Below are 17,205 nucleotides of genomic sequence, written 5' to 3' on the forward strand. Positions count from 1 at the left end.
GTGTTCTCACGAGCAATTGTTGGATGGAAAGTATCTACACGGATGAATACAGATATGGTGCTCGATGCATTGGAGCAAGCATTGCACGATCGAGGTATGCCTAAGAATGTGATTCATCATTCAGATAGAGGTGTTCAATATCTTTCTATTCGCTATACCAATCGTTTAGAAGCAGCAAATTTACGAGCATCAGTCGGTACGACAGGTGATTCATACGATAATGCTTTGGCTGAAACGGTGAATGGCTTATACAAAACAGAAGTGATTGAATATTTAAAAGCAGATTGGCAAGGTTTAGCGGATGTACAACTTGCGACATTAAATTGGGTAGATTGGTTCAACAAAAAGCGTGTACACAGTGCACTGGGTTATGTATCGCCTTTTGAGTTTGAAGCAATGTACTATGATAAGATTAATCCGTTAGGTCAGGTGGCCTAACTTAAATAAAAAAGTCTCCGACAAACCCGGTACGGTTCACCTAAGTTGGTGTCCAACTTCATTAAACCACTACAGTCCTCATCCCAAAGGAAGAGAAAATTTCATTTACTTATTCCTATGCCTTTCTTGAAGTCCATAATTTTGAGTTGGAAGATGTAAGGTAAAGCCCCTCTTTGAAAAAGAGGGGTTTGGGGAAATTTAAACCCCTCCCAACCTCCCTTTAGAAAAGGGAGGCGCAAATAAAAAGGACGCCTCAGCGTCCTTTTTATTTGAATCCGATTAAAGTCCGGTCAACAATACAATTGCCACCTGATTCATGATCATTTCAATGATGATCAAGGTTAAAATAGCAAAAATTGGAGAGAGATCGATCATCCCCATATTTGGCATAATCTTACGGAAAGGTGCCAGCAATGGTTCAGCCAACTCCTGAACCACTTCAATATACGGTGAACGAGACTGGGTAAACATCACCACCCAACTTAAGATAATCGTAGCGAAAATCAAATAACGACAGAAACGGATCAAGTCCTGCATCATGGTGACAAAGGTCAAAATCAGTAAATGCACAGGACCATTCGGCATGCCACCAGAGAGATACATCATGCCGAAAATTTTCAGCAAATACAGTACCACCAATAATGCCAAAGCGGCAGTATTGACACGGCCTTTGGCCAAAGTTGGGAAAATTCGACCAAACACATCTACAATTTTAGTGGCTTTTACAGTCGAAAGAACCACGGGATTGTAGGGGCTGACAGCAGCCAATTGCATTAAAAATCGGAAGAATACGAGCAAAATCGCGACGTTAATGATAATGCCAAAAATTAGCGCAGAATTTGCACCCATACTTGAACGTTCCTAAAAATTAAACTGAAGATTTGCTGCTTTCACTGAGCTCTTGTGCCAGTTCTTGACTGCGTTTTTGTGCAGCGGCAAGTGCGGCCTGAATATTTTGAGAAATCTGGGCGCGATCGAAGACTTCAAGGGCTGCCTGTGTCGTTCCATTTGGAGAGGTCACATTTTTACGCAGCTCGGCTGGGGTGTTCGAACTGGTGATCGCCATTTGTGCCGCACCTAAAGCCGTTTGCAAGGTCAGCGCCGTAGCCACTTTTTCATCCAGCCCTAAATTTTTGCCCGCACGAATCATACTTTCCATCATATAGAAAAAGTAAGCCGGCCCCGAACCCGATACAGCAGTCACCGCATCAATTTGCGCTTCTGAATTCACCCAAATGGTCAAGCCCGTAGAGGCTAAAACCTGACTGGCCAAATCACGGTCACTATTTTCTACATCTTCATGGGCGTATAGACCATGCGCCCCGGTTTGTACCAAGGCTGGCGTATTCGGCATGACCCGTACAATACGCGCTGTCCCCAATAAGCTTGCCAATGTCGCTATTTCCGCACCGGCAACAATGGAAATAATCAGCTTATCATTGACCAGACCTTTTAAAGGCTGTAACACTTGTGCCAAAACTTGAGGCTTTACCGCAAACACCACAATATCTGCATCCTGAATTGCAGCGCTATTATCATCGGTCACGTTGATTTCTTTTTCCGCCAGTAAGGCACGGACTTGTTCGACCGGATCAGAAACTGTAATACGTGTTGTTGGCAAACCACGCGAAATCAGGCCGCCAATTAAGGCTTGGGCCATATTACCGCCACCAATAAAACTAATATTACAATTTAAAGCTGCACTCATGTTTAATGCTCGTTGTTGAGTTCTAAAGTTGAAGAAACCGAAATCGGCAGCCATCCCCCTGCTTCACAATATGCAGATTGGGCCAACCAAAATCCTTTAGGGGTAAACACGCCTAGCATAACATTATCTGTGCTTAATATTTGAATAGTATGCCGAACCCAAGGAAATATTTGCGCTTCCTGAATGGCTTTTTTCAGCGGCCAGGCGCCAACACGACCATAGAGATGGATCTTTTCACCCCCCTGACGCTGCTGCAAGTATAAGGGCTGCTGCAATAATGCTGTGGATAAACCCACCTTTGCAGATTCAATGACATATTTTCCGGACAAGACCTGCACATGATCTTTTAACGCAATTTTCAAGGTTTTTAGGCCAGTTTGAAGCTGTTGCTGCTCGGCCAAATAAACCTCTTCTGTCAAACGATATAGTTGCTGCTGATAGCGTACATAGTAATAATCTTTCCAGTGTAAGGCCGCCTGCGCATCGGGTTTGGCATGAATTACCTCGCGTTGCAGACGCTCGACCATATCTAAAGAGGGGCGATACTGCGCTTCGCCTTTCATCCAGGCGGAGAGTAACTGGCGTTGCCGTGATCTTGACAGTTGTAGAAGTTTAGACAAATCAAGTTGCGTATCGGTTCCACACGCCTGTAAATCTTGTTGTAATACTTCTTGCAAAATTTCCTGGGCATCTTGCATCAGTTCACTGGTGCGTACCAGCGCAGACTGCATTTTCGGATAACGTTCACTCAAAACTGGCCACAAGGTCTGGCGTGCCCAGGCCCGGTCATAATGGGTATCAGCATTGCTCGGATCTTCAATATTTTGAATATTTAAGTGTTTTGCCCATTGGCAAATCTGCTCACGGGAAATATCCAGCAGTGGCCGCCAAATGGTGAGATTTTCACGTACATCAACCTGTTTCATGGCCGCCAAACCATCCACGCCAGCACCAGACAATAAACGTAGCATTAAGGTTTCTGCCTGATCCTGTTGATGATGCGCCAACACCAGAATTTCATCCGTTTGCAAATGTTGTAAATAAGCCTGATAACGGCAATGACGCGCTTGCTGTTCCAGATTGCCATTTTCGACCCGAACCGGCTGGATGATGCAGGGAATACTCAGTTGCTGGCATCGATCAGCCACGAACTTACCCCAATCTGCACTGAAAACTTGTAATTGATGATCGACATAAATCGCCCGAACTTTTTCCGGGCATAAAAAAAACATCAGATGCAGTAGCAGCATAGAATCTACGCCGCCACTGCACCCGATGAGAAATTTTGTCTCTGCAGGAAAGCCCTGCAGCTGTTTTAAGAAACCAGACCTAAATTGTCGCTGCCAAACTTCATTAAACGTTGGTAACGTGCTTCGCATCGTGCTTGCGCTTCCATTGGTTGCAGTTCATTCAAAGCTTCTTTCAACACTGCTTTCAAGCTGTTCATGACATGATCCGGATTTAAATGAGCGCCCTCACCTTCATCCACCACATATTCTACAATGCCCATTTTCTGCAATTTTTCTGCAGTCAGCGCCAAGGCTTCACTGGCCTGTTCGGCTTTTTCGGCAGTTTTCCAAAGAATCGATGCACAGCCTTCAGGTGAAATCACTGAATAGATACTGTGAGACAGCATCACCACACGGTCTGCCACACCAATACCCAGTGCGCCACCTGAACCGCCTTCACCGAGTACAGTTGCAATCACCGGTACTTTCAAATTGGAAAGCTGCGCCAGACTGGTGGCAATGGCTTCAGCCTGACCACGTTCTTCTGCACCAACTCCCGGATAAGCACCCATGGTATCAATAAAGGTGAAGACTGGCAGATTAAAACGTTCAGCCATATCTAACAGACGCTGCGCCTTACGATAACCCTCAGGGTTACTCATGCCAAAATTATGCTGTAATTTTTCACGGGTACTACGACCACGATGCTGACCGACGATCATCACCGGTTGACCATCAAAACGAGCCAGACCACCGATCATCGCACCATCATCACCATATAGGCGGTCACCATGTAAAGCATCAAATTCAGTGAATATTTCACCCACATAGTCCAGAAATTGTGGACGTTCCGGATGACGTGCAATCTGCACTGTCGCCCATGCTTTTGATGGAGTCGCTTTATTTTTCATAGGTTAACCGTTTTCATCCCTATAAAGGTATTAATTAACAAACTGTTCGGATTGAATCGAGAGTTCAATCTCCCAATTTTTAAATTGCTGCTGTTCATCATGCAGTTCAGCCACCAGCAATGGCCATTGTTTGGCATCACCAGACACGCTGAGCTGCCATTGTTGCGCATTTTCAACCTTAAGTTCAATGGCAGGAAGCATCTCATCACTACGACTGTGATTGACCAAAACCGACAGACGAAGCAGCAAACATAACCATAAAAGTTTCGATCCACCGACTTTCATCACATCATGCTTGGCATCAACGCGCAATTTGCGGCGATGGTGTGCGACCAAATGTGACAAATGATTTTGGTCGACTTGTGAGAAACCGGCAATATCCGAGTGTTGTAATAAATAGGCACCATGACGATGATAACCACTATGGCTGATCGCCAAACCAATCTCATGCAGATAGGCAGCACGACGTAACAGATCGCTATCCTCTATCGTCAGGCCCAGTTCATGTTCCACGTCATTAAACAGTTTTTGTGCAGTCTGGACCACACGCTCGGCCTGTTTGGCATCGGCATTATAACGACCAATCAGGGCATGTACGGAACGATCACGGATATCTTCATGCTTGAAACGGCCAAGCAAGTCATACATCACGCCTTCACGCAGCGCACCATCCGAATAAACCAGATGATTAATTCCGAGCACATCAAACACAGCATAGAGAATGGCAATCCCAGCCGGCAATACCGCGCGGCGGTCTTCTTTGAGACCTTCGAACTCCATATCCGAGACATATTTATATTTGAGCAGTTTGTCTTTGAGTTTTTCCAGGCCTTCACGGGTGAGCTGTTCTTTGTCATTGCTCCAGCCCATATTGATACAAATCTGACGACAGGCCTTGATCGTGCCACTGGAACCGACCACCGCATCCCAGCCGGCTTCTTTATAGGTATTGGCAATTCCGGAGATTTCTTTACGCGCCGCAGTAACCGCTTTATCAAAAGCTTTGGCACTGATCTCACCATCCTGAAAATAAGCCTTGGTAAAGGCGACACAGCCCATCTGCACCGATTCAGTATGAATCGGCTCGAACTCTTCACCAATAATCAGCTCAGTCGAACCGCCACCGATGTCAACCACCAGACGACGACCACTGTTGGCCATGGTATGCGAAACCCCGAGATAAATCAGACGGGCTTCTTCACGGCCGGCAATAATTTCGATTGGCTTGGGTAGAATTTCTGCAGCTTTTTGAATAAATTCATGCCCATTTTTGGCTTGACGCAAGGCATTGGTCGCCACAATCCGTAAACGATTTGGCTGAACTGCACCTAAACGTCCGACAAAACGTGCCAGACAGGCCAAACCCCGTTGCTGTGCAGCTTCGGTTAAATTTTTATTTTCATCGAGTCCGGCGGCAAGCTGAACTTTTTCTGACATTGATGCCACTTTTTTAACTTCGCCATGATCTACACGTGCGATGGCCAAATGAAAGCTATTTGATCCCATATCGATGGCGGCAAGTAATTCTTCATCAATCAAAAAGTCAGACATTCCGGAAATAAACCTTTAACGAATTGTGCTTAGAGTAATTCACATGCATGCAATTTAAAAGCCATTTGTAGCGACAATTTGATGCATGATTCTTTTTATATCGGGAACAATAGTAGGACACGATCATCACTATCGTGATCATCCATTAGACAAAATAACATTAAGCATTGAAAATTTACAGATTCCCCTACATTGTTAAAGATGGCTATGTAATACTAATAATTAGTTATCTTTAAAATATTAATCTGGAGCACATTCCATGTCTGGCAACATCGTAAACACTACTGACGCAAACTTCGAAGCAGACGTTCTTCAATCAGACGTACCTGTACTGGTCGACTTCTGGGCGGGCTGGTGTGCACCATGTAAAGCAATTGCACCCGTACTAGAAGTGCTTGCTGATGAATACCAGGGCAAAGTTAAAATCGTGAAAGTTGACGTAACTTCTTGCGAACAAACTGCCGTAAATTTCAACATCCGTAATATCCCGGCTTTGTTGATGTTCAAAAATGGTGAAGTTGTTGCAACTCAAGTGGGTGCTGCGCCAAAATCTAAACTGACTGCGTTTATTGATGACAATATCTAAGCCCAGCATTTTCAGTAAAAAATACGCGACTGACAATCGCGTATTTTTTTCGGCTATAAATTGACAAAGCCGACATTTTCTCTTATATTTGCTACTCAAGAGATAAAGGATCTTAAATCCTGCCAATTTCTTACAAGACACATTACATAAGATGCCGCTCGGCAATAGAAATTGTTTTTCACATTTTTCTTTGAAACACTCAAACAGATCTCTGAATTGTTCTTTTGCAAATTCAATTGCTTTCGTTTGAATGCTTGTATGCGGCCGAATGTTACTCCCTTTCTAACCTGTACCTCAGAACTTTGATTCTATCTGACCACCTATGAATTTAACCGAACTCAAGAAAAAACCGATTGGCGAACTCATCAAGATTGCCGAGTTTATGGGCCTTGAAGGTATGGCTCGTAACCGTAAGCAAGACATTATTTTTGCCATCTTAAAACGTCATGCAATGAATGGCGAAGAGATTTTTGGTGATGGCGTTCTAGAAATTTTGTCAGATGGTTTTGGCTTTTTACGCTCAGCCGCAGGTTCTTATTTAGCAGGCCCTGACGATATCTATGTCAGTCCTTCTCAAATTCGTCGTTTTAACCTACGTACTGGCGACACCATTACTGGCACTATTCGTCCACCAAAAGAAGGCGAACGTTATTTTGCCTTACTTAAAGTTAATCAGATTAACTACGACACCCCTGAAAATTCACGTAATAAAATCTTATTCGAAAACTTGACCCCATTGTTCCCGACTGAACAGCTGGTGATGGAACTCGGTAATGGTACCACTGAAGATTTAACCACACGTGTGATCGACTTGGTGGCACCGATTGGTAAAGGTCAACGTTCAATCATTGTGGCACCGCCAAAAGCCGGTAAAACCATGTTGCTGCAAAGTATTGCGCAATCGATTGTTCGTAATAACCCAGAAGCTATTCTGATTGTGCTTCTCATTGATGAACGTCCAGAAGAAGTCACCGAAATGGAACGTACCGTTCGCGGTGAAGTGGTTGCGTCGACCTTTGATGAATCACCTGCACGTCATGTTCAAGTCGCTGAAATGGTGATTGAAAAAGCCAAACGTCTGGTTGAGCACAAAAAAGATGTGGTGATTCTACTGGATTCGATTACCCGTCTGGCACGTGCGTATAACACGGTGATTCCTTCATCAGGCAAGGTTTTGACTGGTGGTGTAGATGCGCATGCATTAGAACGTCCTAAACGTTTCTTCGGTGCTGCACGTAATATTGAAGAAGGTGGTTCACTCACCATTATCTCTACTGCCCTGATTGAAACAGGCAGCAAGATGGATGAAGTGATCTACGAAGAATTCAAAGGTACAGGCAACCAGGAAATTACTCTGGATCGCCGTATTGCTGAAAAACGTGTCTTCCCTGCGATGAATATCAAGAAATCTGGTACTCGCCGTGAAGAACGCCTGATGTCAGAAGACAATCTGCGCAAAGTCTGGATTCTGCGTAAGCTGCTGCATACTCAAGATGAATTGGCAGCGATGGAGTTCTTACTGGATCGTATGAAAGAAACCAAGACCAATGATGACTTCTTTGATCAGATGAAACGCAAAGCCTCGAATTAAAATTTCAAATGAAAGGTCACCTAAGCGGTGGCCTTTTTTTAGGTTGACATAAATTACACAATGAAACAATCGAGCCTCATTTATGTAAACTTATTTTTAAGTTTTTGATTAATAAAATAATCAAATTAAAAATTGTATAACTTTTAAAAACTTAACAAGCCTTTCTCCAATCTAAATGTTTCATTCCATTGTTATTTTCTGTTAAAAACTTATGATTTTTTAGCATTTTTCAGTACTTTTTTGAGTCTTGCTAGTAGCAATTAAAAAGGCGCAGTGATAGCATATTTGCAGACCAGTTAGACTGCTCCTGCGTTGTTAGTCCCTAACACAATTAGGAACAATAAAAGCACTTAACAGACTAACTTAGGTTTTTTTTAATCTCAATTTTTAGAGAGTGATGCCATGTTATTCAAAAAAATCGCTATTGCTGCTGCAGTTGCTACTACTCTAGCTTTCGTTGGTTGTGCTAAAAAAGCTGACGACGCTGCTGCTGACGCTAACCAAGCTGCATCTGAAGCTGTAGAAGCTGCTTCTGAAGCTGAAGCTGCTGCTGACGCTGCTGCTGTAGAAGCTACTTCTGAAGTTGCTGCTTCTGAAACTGCTGCTGTTGCTGAAGCTGACGCTGCTGCTGCTGTTGCTGTTGACGCTGCTGCTGACGCTACTGCTGCTTCTGAAGCTGCTGCTCAATAATCTTTTAGATTATTCAGTACAAAAAAAGAGAGCCTTGAGCTCTCTTTTTTTTTATTTTAAAAACTGAAATTTAGAAAAATAACAGAATTTAAAAAAAAGCAGATCAGTTGATCTGCTCATTTCCCACACGTTGACGGAACTTCTGTCCCGCACGGAAGGTCACCACACGGCGTGCAGAAATCGGAATTTCTTCACCCGTTTTAGGATTACGGCCTGGACGTTGACGCTTATCACGCAACTCGAAGTTACCAAAACCCGAAAGTTTTACTTGTTCGCCTGAGATCAGCGCTTGGCTGATCTCATCGAAAAACAACTCAACCATTTGTTTTGCTTCACGACGGTTTAAACTCGTGAGCTCACTTAAATGATCAGCCATTTCTGCTTTAGTTAGTGCTGTCATGAAGCCCTCAATGTCGCTTGGTAAGTGTTTTCTAACACTTGAAGGATATTATCCATACCTGATTTAATTTCAGCATCTTCCAGTGTACGGCTTGGATGCTGCCAGAGAAGTGCAAATGCCAGTGAGCGTTTCCCTTCTTCTACTCCTTGTCCAGTGTACACATCGAATAACCACGTCGAGTCTAAAAGCTCCCCACCTGTTTTTTCGATAAGTCCCTGAATTTCGCTAACATTAATCTTATCACTAATTAAAAGCGCAATATCACGTCGAACCGATGGAAAACGTGATAATTCTGTAAAATTAGATACATAAGTTTGCAAAACAGCCGTTTGATCCAATTCTGCCACCCAAGTCGTTGCCAGATCAAGCTCGTCTTCCAGAGAAGGATGTAGACGCCCTAGGTAACCAATTGATTGACCATTCACGAGAATTTCTGCGGATTGACCTGGGTGTAACCAGCTACGCTCTGAACGTACATATTCTACTTTGACACGGCCGGCAGCCAGAATTTCTTCTACATCACCTTTAAAGTCAAAGAAGTCCATTGCAGCAGGTTTAGCATGCCAAGATTCAACATGACGTGAACCGGTTGCAATCAGCGCAAAGGTTGGAATCTGTTTTAAATCATGAATGCTGCTGGCTTCCTGATAGTCAAAACGTAAACCCAGTTCAAAGAAGCGTACACGGCTTTGCTGACGGTTAACATTGTACTGAACACAAGGGATCAGACTAGACAACAAGGTAGAACGCATGACAGCCAAATCACTTGAAATTGGATTTGCTAATGCTAATGGATTCACACCGGAATTAAGTTGCTTTTCAAGCTTCAAGTCAGCGAAGCTAAAACTGATCGCCTCTTGATAGCCTAAAGTCACCGCCGTTTGACGTAATTGACCCAGTTCAAACTGATCCTGGTATTTTGCCAACTTCACATCAATCACAGGCAGACTGATTTGAATGTTGTCATAGCCATGAATACGTGCAACTTCTTCAATCAAATCCTGATAAATCGCCATATCATAACGATGTGATGGCGGAACTACAGACCATTCGCCTTCTGCTTTTACCGTCACCGTGCAACCAAGGCGTGTCAATGCATCAGTAATAAAGTCGCTTTCAACTTTATAACCTAATAACTGATCGACTTGAGCTTGGTTTAATTCAATCGCATCACGTTTTGGCAAAAGTTCAGCTTTTTCCGCCACGGTGATTGGTCCGAATTCACCGCCAGCCAGCTCAGAAATAAGCTGAGATGCACGGTGCATTGCAATTAATGGCAATTCAAAGTCCACACCACGTTCATAACGTTGTGAGGCATCCGTATGTAAACCAAAGCTACGGGCACGACCGGCAATATGTAATGGCGCGAAGAAAGCAGATTCCAGGAAAATTTCAGTGGTTGCATCGCTGACTGCTGAAGACAGGCCACCCATGATACCGGCAATCGCCAATGCTTTTTCGTCATCCGCAATCACCATCACGTTGTCAGAAAGCTCAACTTCTTGCTCGTTTAAAAGCACAAGTTTTTCGTCCGCAGTGGCTTGACGTACATGGACTGCGCCTTGCACCTTAGCAGCATCAAATGCATGTAGCGGTTGACCCAGCTCCATCAAGACATAGTTGGTAATATCGACCAGAATACTGTGCTGACGAATACCTGAACGTGCTAATGCGCGTTCCATCCATACAGGAGTCGCTGCCTTGGTATTGACGTTTTTGATCACACGACCTAAGTAACGTGGACAGCCTTCAGTGCTGACTACAACCTGCTTTTCATCAGCAATGGTTGCAGTCACTTCTTTAATTTCAGGCGCAGTCACTGGCAATTGGTTAATCACACCAATTTCACGTGCGATCCCGCGAATGCTGAAACAGTCACCACGGTTCGGCGTGATACTGATGTCAATCACATTGTCATCAAGATCCAGATATTCACGAATGTTGACACCCACAGCTGCGTCGTCTGGTAGCTCTAACAGACCGTCAATTTTATCTTCGAGATCAATCTCAGAAGCGCCGCACAGCATCCCTTGAGACTCAATACCACGTAGCTTGCCTTTCTTGATTTTCAAATCACCCGGCAATACCGCACCAATGGTTGCTACAGGCGCTTTCATGCCTACACGTACGTTTGGCGCGCCACAGACGATTTGTAATGGCTCAGCTGTACCGATATTCACAGTGGTCACACGTAAACGGTCTGCATCTGGATGTTGTTCTACTGTCAGAACTTCACCAACCACTACGCCTGTAAATGCTTTTGCTGCAGGTGCAAGTTCATCGACTTCAAGACCCAACATGGTCAATTGATCAGAAAGTTTGTCGCTATCGATGGCTGGGTTGACCCATGTGCGTAGCCAATTTTCGCTAATTTTCATTGATATAAAACCTGTAATTCAAATCTCTAGAATCCCCCTCTGACTCCCCCTTTTCTAAGGGGGAGAACCCCATTTATTTCGTGGAGTCCCTCTCCTTTCTTAAAGGAGAGGTTAGGAGAGGATTAAATAAAAAGTTTTAAGCAAACTGGCGTAAGAAACGCACATCATTCTGGAAGAACATACGTAAGTCGTTCACACCGTAGCGCAACATCGCAAAACGTTCTACGCCCAGTCCGAAAGCAAAGCCTTTGTATTTCTCAGGGTCAATGCCGGCAGCTTGTAGCACATTTGGATGCACCATACCGCAGCCCAAAACTTCTAACCAGCGACCGCGTTCATCCATGATATCCACTTCAGCACTCGGCTCAGTGAACGGGAAATAAGATGGACGGAAGCGTACTTTCAAATCTTTTTCGAAGAATTCATTCAGCAGGTTAATCAACAAACCTTTCAGTTCTGCGAAGCTGGTATTTTCAGCCACATACAAACCTTCGATCTGATGGAACATTGGCGAATGGGTTTGATCCGAGTCACAACGATAGACACGACCCGGACACACGATCTGGATCGGTGGCTGTTGTGTTTCCATCGTGCGGATCTGTACACCAGACGTATGCGTACGTAGCAAATGATTTACATCGAAGTAAAAGGTGTCATGCATGGCACGCGCCGGGTGATGCCCCGGAATATTCAGCGCTTCAAAGTTATGATAGTCATCTTCAACTTCAGGACCAGTCGCTACCGTAAAACCGGCTTTGGTAAAGAACTGACAAATACGCTCTTGTACCTGGGTCACAGGGTGGATACTGCCCACCTGTTGACCACGACCGGGCAAGGTAATATCAATGGTTTCGCTTGCCAATTTTTGTTCTAACGCCGCTTTATGCAGTTCAGCTTGACGTGATGTTAATGCAGCGGTAATGGCTTCACGCACAGCATGGATTTGTGCACCGAAGACTTTACGTTGTTCAGGATCCATTTTACCAAGCGACTTAGATTGTTCCGCGAGCTGGCTTTTTTTCCCCGTAAATTGCACTCGTACTTGATCAAGTGCAGCAAGGTCTTCTGCTGCTGCAATCGCAGCGAGCGCTTCAGTGGTCAGGGCTTCCAGTGACATAGTAACTCTCAAAGCAACAGGTTAAAAAATATTTTAAAACCCCACATTCTAACAGTTTTTAGACACTTTGATGAAGATACGTTTTAAGGAAAATTAGATTGGCATGATTAAATATAAAAAGTATAAGATAAACACAATATCAATCAGATCAAATCACTATGGCACTCGATCAAATTTGGAAACAGCAGCTGACCTTGGTCACTTATGGCAATGAGTATCTGACTCAGGACCTGAGTTTCAATCGTTGGATTCAACATTCCATTTTTAATCAGCATCAGTTTGCCTTCCGGGATCTGATGTCACAGCACCTATTGGCCCAGCATTTTCAGATTTGGCTGGAAGGACTGAAAAAACAAGGGGTTCGCCGACTGAGCTTGCATCGCTCGGATTTACTGGTTGATGAAAAAAATCCGAATGCCAATGTCGAGCTGCTACCTCTGGCGCATTTTATCGTCAGCCATGGTGCCAAAGCCAAAACTGCCTGGATTATTGGCAAAGAATTGCCGGAATGGTATAGCGCAGACAATGATTACGAAGCGCCTAAATCGCAGCAATCCCCTTTACGTCATGAAACATTCTGGTGTTATGAGCTGAATCCCAAACTGGCCAAGCGTATTGACACAGATCTGGAAGCACCGAACTGGGACGATATCCAGGCTTATACCAATTATGAGTTATTTGAAAGCAGCCTAGCTCAAGATTTTATAGAACCGGCGTATACCAATCTTCCATACTACGGCACGATACCGGCAATTCAGGCAGATACAGAAAGTCATTTGGCCCTGATTCCAACCGACTATTCAACTGATTATGCGCATCAGACTTTATACCGGCTAGATGCCTTAAATGAGTTTATTCAAACTAAAATTCAACACCCCTATACGTCAGATGGTGAAGTCCTGAGCCCAGATCAGCAGCTCAATTTACGCCACTTTTCACAAAAAATTGATGATTTAAGTGCCAAATTCATCAGCAAAGTTGCCAACCACTATAAAACTGCACAGCTCACCCCAAAAGTTGCGCCTGACCCATTTGTGGGTATGAGTACCGAACACCGTTCACCCAAAATATCTAAAGCGGAAAAACCTCAAGATCCGGGCAAATCTAATTCTGCAAATGTACTGACCTTGATTGTGATTACCGTGATTATCTGTCTGATTGGCTACTATTTTGGTCTTTAAGATTTCAGCAAGAAAATATTAACTTCTTGGATAAAACTTAGCCGAATCCAGTGGATATATTGATATTCGACAGCAGAGATGAGCTTGAAATAATGCTGTCGGTTTTCGCGATGAGTTTTGATCATCCATCAAACAATTGAATCTCGACTCAACCAGGGTTTGATATTTTTTCGATTATTTGAATTTAATCGCAATTATTTTTTACTCAGCGCTCGAGATAATGCTCTTTTTATTGATCAGTAAAGATGGGAATAAAAGGTTAAATTCAAGCAGATTACAGTATTAGTTTCAGCCCATTTTTCTGAAATAGTATCGGTGTCGTTATTCGCAAACTTAACTTTTTTTAGTCTGATCGATGGGCGACCATATTTCACGAAAATCGCGCATTAGCTATTTCCCATTTTTCAGGCAAAAAAAGACCGCCAAATGGCGGTCTTTTTTCAAGTCATAAAGACTTATGCAGCCAACGCATCTTTTGCTTTTTGAGCAATCGCAGCAAACGCAACTGCGTCATGCATAGCGATGTCAGCAAGAACGCGACGGTCGATGATTACTTGAGCTTTTTTCAAGCCAGAAATCATGCGGCTGTATGACAAACCGTTTTGACGTGCACCAGCATTGATACGTGCAATCCACAAAGCGCGGAATTGACGTTTCTTCTGACGACGGTCACGGTATGCATATTGACCAGCTTTGATTACCGCCTGGAACGCTACGCGGTAAACGCGTGAACGAGCACCATAGTAACCTTTAGCGCGAGCAAGAATTTTTTTGTGACGGCGATGAGCCTGTACACCACGTTTTACACGAGCCATTTATAATCTCCTTAGATGTACGGGCACATACGACGAACTGAAGCAACGTCACTTACGTGAACCATTACACAGCCGCGCAATTGACGAATACGCTTAGCAGATTTTTTGGTCAAAATGTGGCGTTTGAACGCTTGTTTACGCTTAAAACCGTTAGCAGTCGCTTTAAAGCGTTTAGCTGCACCACGGCGAGTTTTCATCTTAGGCATAACAACCTCTTTTGAACACCTGTTCGGCTCGTTTGCACCATTACAAAACGACCTGCAGGTAAGGGAGCGAGTATTCTAAAGCATCTTTGTTTAAAACAAAAGCATCTTCATCCAATAAGCGAATTTAAACAGGATGGTTTTATAATTTCACTTTAAAAATAGTGCGCAAAACGGAATCAGGAAAATCGCTTCAGGTTTAGAACAGGGCAAAAGCCGTATAAATAAACAAATAACGTCCAATTTTCGCCAGGCTAACAATAAGCAAAAATCGGGCAAAGTTTTCTTTCAGTAGTCCTGCAATTAAAGTAATGGGATCTCCAATAATAGGCACCCAGCTCAGCAGCAAAGACCAATAGCCATATTTCTGATATATCATTTGTGCCTTGAGCATCTTGTCTTCTGACACCGGAAACCATTTTCTATTTTTATAATGCTCAATTTTTAGCCCCAGATACCAGTTGACACAGGAACCCAGAATATTCCCTAGACTGGCCACCGCAATTAACAGTGCCACACTATGGCTTGCCTGTACCAAAAGACCAAGCAGCACAGCTTCAGACTGTAAAGGCAGTAATGTCGCTGCACCGAAGGCTGATAGAAAGAGCAGAAACAGGCTCATGCCAGTATTAATGGCTTAAACGCAGTTTTTTCTTGGCTTTGCTATATTCCCAGCTGGACCACAGTACTGCTGCCACCATTGCCATGATCCGTCCCCATTTATACTGCTGGGTAATGGGTTCAATCGCTGCACGCAAAATCTGCTGATCTTTGGTATTGAGAGCAGCAATTACCTGATCAATATGTACAATTTCAGCAATATAAAGCACTAAACATGCAGCAATACCGAAGAGAATACTCCAGTAAATTCGGGTATTGCTTTCAACAATCTTGGTAAAATTCAGAAGAAAATCGTTCATATATCCATCCAATAAAAAACCACCTTAAGGGTGGCTTTATTTATTTAAGGCTATTTTAGCATAAAGGCTGCAGCTTAACTGACCTGTATAGCAAGCGCTTTCTGAACCGCAGGACGTGCATTCAAGCGATCGATATATTTAGCCACTTCAGGATAATCTGCCAGATTAATCTGCTGCCAGTCGTGTCGCAACAACCACGGGAATATCGCCATATCGGCAATCGAATATTCACCAGCCACATAATCCTGCCCGACCAGCTGCTTGTTTAACACGCCATACAGACGTTTGCTTTCATTGACATAACGCTCGGTGGCATAGGCGATACGTTCAGGCGCAAAACGGCTAAAGTGATGATTTTGCCCAAGCATCGGGCCTAGTCCACCCATTTGCCACATCAGCCATTGTTCTACCTGAATACGTTTGATTTCATCTGTCGGATAGAACATGCCGGTTTTACGACCTAAATACTGCAAAATCGCACCCGATTCAAAGATTGAAATCGGCTGGCCATCTGGCCCTTCCTGATCGACAATCGCCGGAATTTTATTGTTAGGAGAAATAGCCAGAAAGTCAGACTGGAACTGGTCATTTTCCAGAATATTAATCGGAAAAATTTGATACTTCAGCCCCATTTCTTCCAAAGCAATGCTAATTTTATGGCCGTTGGGGGTGCCCCAATAATATAAATCGATCATTTTTTTAATACTCCCTGCACTTTATCTATGCCATGATGCATTCAACATAGAGGATTCAGCCAGAAACAACAAGCCTGTATTTCAAAAATATTTTTATATAAATATCATTATCTTAATAAAAATTCATGTATTTTTTTATTTTTTATCTTGAAAATTTTTACAGCAGACACATATTTATTTGTGCATAAGGATTGCGTCAATCTTATGTACTGTCGATGTCTGACATGACAGATCTTATTTTCTTGTTTTTATAACTTTGCTTAATCGAGAAGGTTCTAATCATGAGCAACTTAAATCTTCATCCTCTGTTTCGTCGTAGTATCGGTTTTGATCGCTTGAATGACTTTATTGACTATGCCATGCAAAGTGATGCGCCGAATTATCCCCCGTATAATATCGAAAAGCATGGCGAAAATAATTATCGGATTGTGGTCGCAACTGCGGGTTTCCGTCAGGAAGAACTCGACATTCGTCTGGAAAATAAGTTACTGACCATTTTAGGTAAGCCTGAAAACCAGAGCAATGACCATACCGAATTCTTGCACAAAGGCATTGCACGACGTACATTTAAATTGTCTTTGCGTCTGGATGAATATATTGAAGTACAACAGGCAGATTATGAAAATGGTCTATTGATCATTGACTTGCAACGTATCATTCCAGAAGAGAAATTGCCGCGCCAAATTCCGATTGGCAATAAACTGCTGATCGAAAATGATGAAAAATCAGTTGAATAAGCTGGATTTGACTTAAAAGAAGGGCCCAAAAGGGCCTTTCTTTTTGACTCCAGAT

The 17,205-nt window shown here is 43.4% G+C and carries 19 protein-coding genes; 6 read left to right on the plus strand and 13 right to left on the minus strand.

Annotated elements, in window-relative coordinates; translation table 11 throughout:
- On the plus strand, positions 1 to 438 hold a 438-nt coding region (locus FTT73_RS11720), incomplete at its 5' end, for a DDE-type integrase/transposase/recombinase (protein WP_180191464.1).
- 279 nt (positions 439 to 717) lie between these two features.
- On the opposite strand, the gene FTT73_RS11725 is transcribed toward FTT73_RS11720, so the two are convergent.
- Genes FTT73_RS11725 through ppx form a run of 5 tightly spaced genes read right to left on the minus strand, consistent with a single transcriptional unit; the run spans position 718 to position 5,837 of the window.
- Positions 718 to 1,287: a YggT family protein gene (locus tag FTT73_RS11725; RefSeq protein ID WP_005095820.1), complete on the minus strand. Its 570-nt coding sequence runs from the start codon at positions 1,285 to 1,287 to the stop codon at positions 718 to 720.
- 19 nt (positions 1,288 to 1,306) lie between these two features.
- A complete protein-coding gene (proC, locus tag FTT73_RS11730; RefSeq protein ID WP_005095818.1) occupies positions 1,307 to 2,146 on the minus strand; it encodes a pyrroline-5-carboxylate reductase in 840 nt (279 codons plus the stop codon).
- Positions 2,147 to 2,148: 2 nt separating this feature from the next.
- Positions 2,149 to 3,525 (minus strand): tRNA lysidine(34) synthetase TilS, encoded by a 1,377-nt coding sequence (tilS, locus tag FTT73_RS11735; protein ID WP_100534577.1) that lies wholly within the window; start codon positions 3,523 to 3,525, stop codon positions 2,149 to 2,151.
- Complete coding sequence (locus FTT73_RS11740; RefSeq protein WP_005095813.1) at positions 3,462 to 4,286, minus strand: acetyl-CoA carboxylase carboxyltransferase subunit alpha; 825 nt, start codon at positions 4,284 to 4,286, stop codon at positions 3,462 to 3,464. Before FTT73_RS11740 ends, tilS begins: the two co-directional genes overlap by 64 nt.
- Before the next feature lie 30 nt (positions 4,287 to 4,316).
- Positions 4,317 to 5,837 carry an exopolyphosphatase gene (gene ppx, locus FTT73_RS11745; RefSeq protein ID WP_005095810.1) on the minus strand — a complete coding sequence of 507 codons (1,521 nt, stop codon included), beginning with the start codon at positions 5,835 to 5,837 and terminating at the stop codon, positions 4,317 to 4,319.
- A gap of 259 nt (positions 5,838 to 6,096) precedes the next feature.
- Here ppx and trxA point away from each other — a divergent pair, with 259 nt between their 5' ends.
- The 3 genes from trxA (at position 6,097) to FTT73_RS11760 (ending at position 8,704) form a co-directional block, all read left to right on the plus strand.
- Positions 6,097 to 6,423, plus strand: coding sequence for a thioredoxin (trxA, locus tag FTT73_RS11750; protein ID WP_004278266.1), 327 nt, complete (start codon positions 6,097 to 6,099; stop codon positions 6,421 to 6,423).
- Between the two features lie 322 nt (positions 6,424 to 6,745).
- Complete coding sequence (gene rho, locus FTT73_RS11755; RefSeq protein ID WP_005095808.1) at positions 6,746 to 8,014, plus strand: transcription termination factor Rho; 1,269 nt, start codon at positions 6,746 to 6,748, stop codon at positions 8,012 to 8,014.
- Positions 8,015 to 8,416: 402 nt separating this feature from the next.
- Positions 8,417 to 8,704, plus strand: coding sequence for a hypothetical protein (locus FTT73_RS11760; protein ID WP_004647530.1), 288 nt, complete (start codon positions 8,417 to 8,419; stop codon positions 8,702 to 8,704).
- Positions 8,705 to 8,807: 103 nt separating this feature from the next.
- Here the strand turns inward: FTT73_RS11760 and FTT73_RS11765 are convergent, their stop codons facing one another.
- From FTT73_RS11765 to pheS, 3 genes are all read right to left on the minus strand, one after another.
- Positions 8,808 to 9,104 (minus strand): integration host factor subunit alpha, encoded by a 297-nt coding sequence (locus FTT73_RS11765; protein WP_004783565.1) that lies wholly within the window; start codon positions 9,102 to 9,104, stop codon positions 8,808 to 8,810.
- Positions 9,101 to 11,482 (minus strand): phenylalanine--tRNA ligase subunit beta, encoded by a 2,382-nt coding sequence (pheT, locus tag FTT73_RS11770; RefSeq protein ID WP_180191465.1) that lies wholly within the window; start codon positions 11,480 to 11,482, stop codon positions 9,101 to 9,103. Before pheT ends, FTT73_RS11765 begins: the two co-directional genes overlap by 4 nt.
- Before the next feature lie 136 nt (positions 11,483 to 11,618).
- On the minus strand, positions 11,619 to 12,599 hold the full coding sequence (pheS, locus tag FTT73_RS11775) for a phenylalanine--tRNA ligase subunit alpha (protein WP_005095803.1): 981 nt from the start codon (positions 12,597 to 12,599) through the stop codon (positions 11,619 to 11,621).
- Positions 12,600 to 12,757: 158 nt separating this feature from the next.
- Here pheS and FTT73_RS11780 point away from each other — a divergent pair, with 158 nt between their 5' ends.
- Entirely contained in the window at positions 12,758 to 13,780 is a 1,023-nt protein-coding gene (locus FTT73_RS11780; protein ID WP_180078582.1) for a hypothetical protein, read from the plus strand.
- A 455-nt stretch (positions 13,781 to 14,235) separates the two neighbouring features.
- Here FTT73_RS11780 and rplT read toward each other — a convergent pair whose 3' ends face one another.
- The 5 genes from rplT to FTT73_RS11805 form a co-directional block, all read right to left on the minus strand.
- The gene (gene rplT / locus FTT73_RS11785) at positions 14,236 to 14,595 is read right to left on the minus strand and encodes a 50S ribosomal protein L20 (RefSeq protein WP_005095799.1); all 360 of its coding nucleotides are present in this window, start codon (positions 14,593 to 14,595) and stop codon (positions 14,236 to 14,238) included.
- A gap of 11 nt (positions 14,596 to 14,606) precedes the next feature.
- The gene (gene rpmI, locus FTT73_RS11790) at positions 14,607 to 14,801 is read right to left on the minus strand and encodes a 50S ribosomal protein L35 (protein WP_004278281.1); all 195 of its coding nucleotides are present in this window, start codon (positions 14,799 to 14,801) and stop codon (positions 14,607 to 14,609) included.
- 196 nt (positions 14,802 to 14,997) lie between these two features.
- A complete protein-coding gene (locus FTT73_RS11795) occupies positions 14,998 to 15,420 on the minus strand; it encodes a YqaA family protein (RefSeq protein WP_180078584.1) in 423 nt (140 codons plus the stop codon).
- Between the two features lie 7 nt (positions 15,421 to 15,427).
- Complete coding sequence (locus FTT73_RS11800) at positions 15,428 to 15,718, minus strand: hypothetical protein (RefSeq protein ID WP_005095794.1); 291 nt, start codon at positions 15,716 to 15,718, stop codon at positions 15,428 to 15,430.
- A gap of 74 nt (positions 15,719 to 15,792) precedes the next feature.
- A complete protein-coding gene (locus FTT73_RS11805; RefSeq protein ID WP_005095793.1) occupies positions 15,793 to 16,413 on the minus strand; it encodes a glutathione binding-like protein in 621 nt (206 codons plus the stop codon).
- Between the two features lie 281 nt (positions 16,414 to 16,694).
- Here FTT73_RS11805 and FTT73_RS11810 point away from each other — a divergent pair, with 281 nt between their 5' ends.
- Positions 16,695 to 17,150, plus strand: coding sequence for an Hsp20 family protein (locus tag FTT73_RS11810; protein ID WP_005095791.1), 456 nt, complete (start codon positions 16,695 to 16,697; stop codon positions 17,148 to 17,150).
- The last annotated feature ends 55 nt before the right edge of the window (positions 17,151 to 17,205 follow it).

Origin of the sequence: Acinetobacter sp. YH01006 (assembly GCF_013420445.1) — a bacterium.
Taxonomy (GTDB): Bacteria; Pseudomonadota; Gammaproteobacteria; order Pseudomonadales; family Moraxellaceae; genus Acinetobacter; species Acinetobacter pseudolwoffii.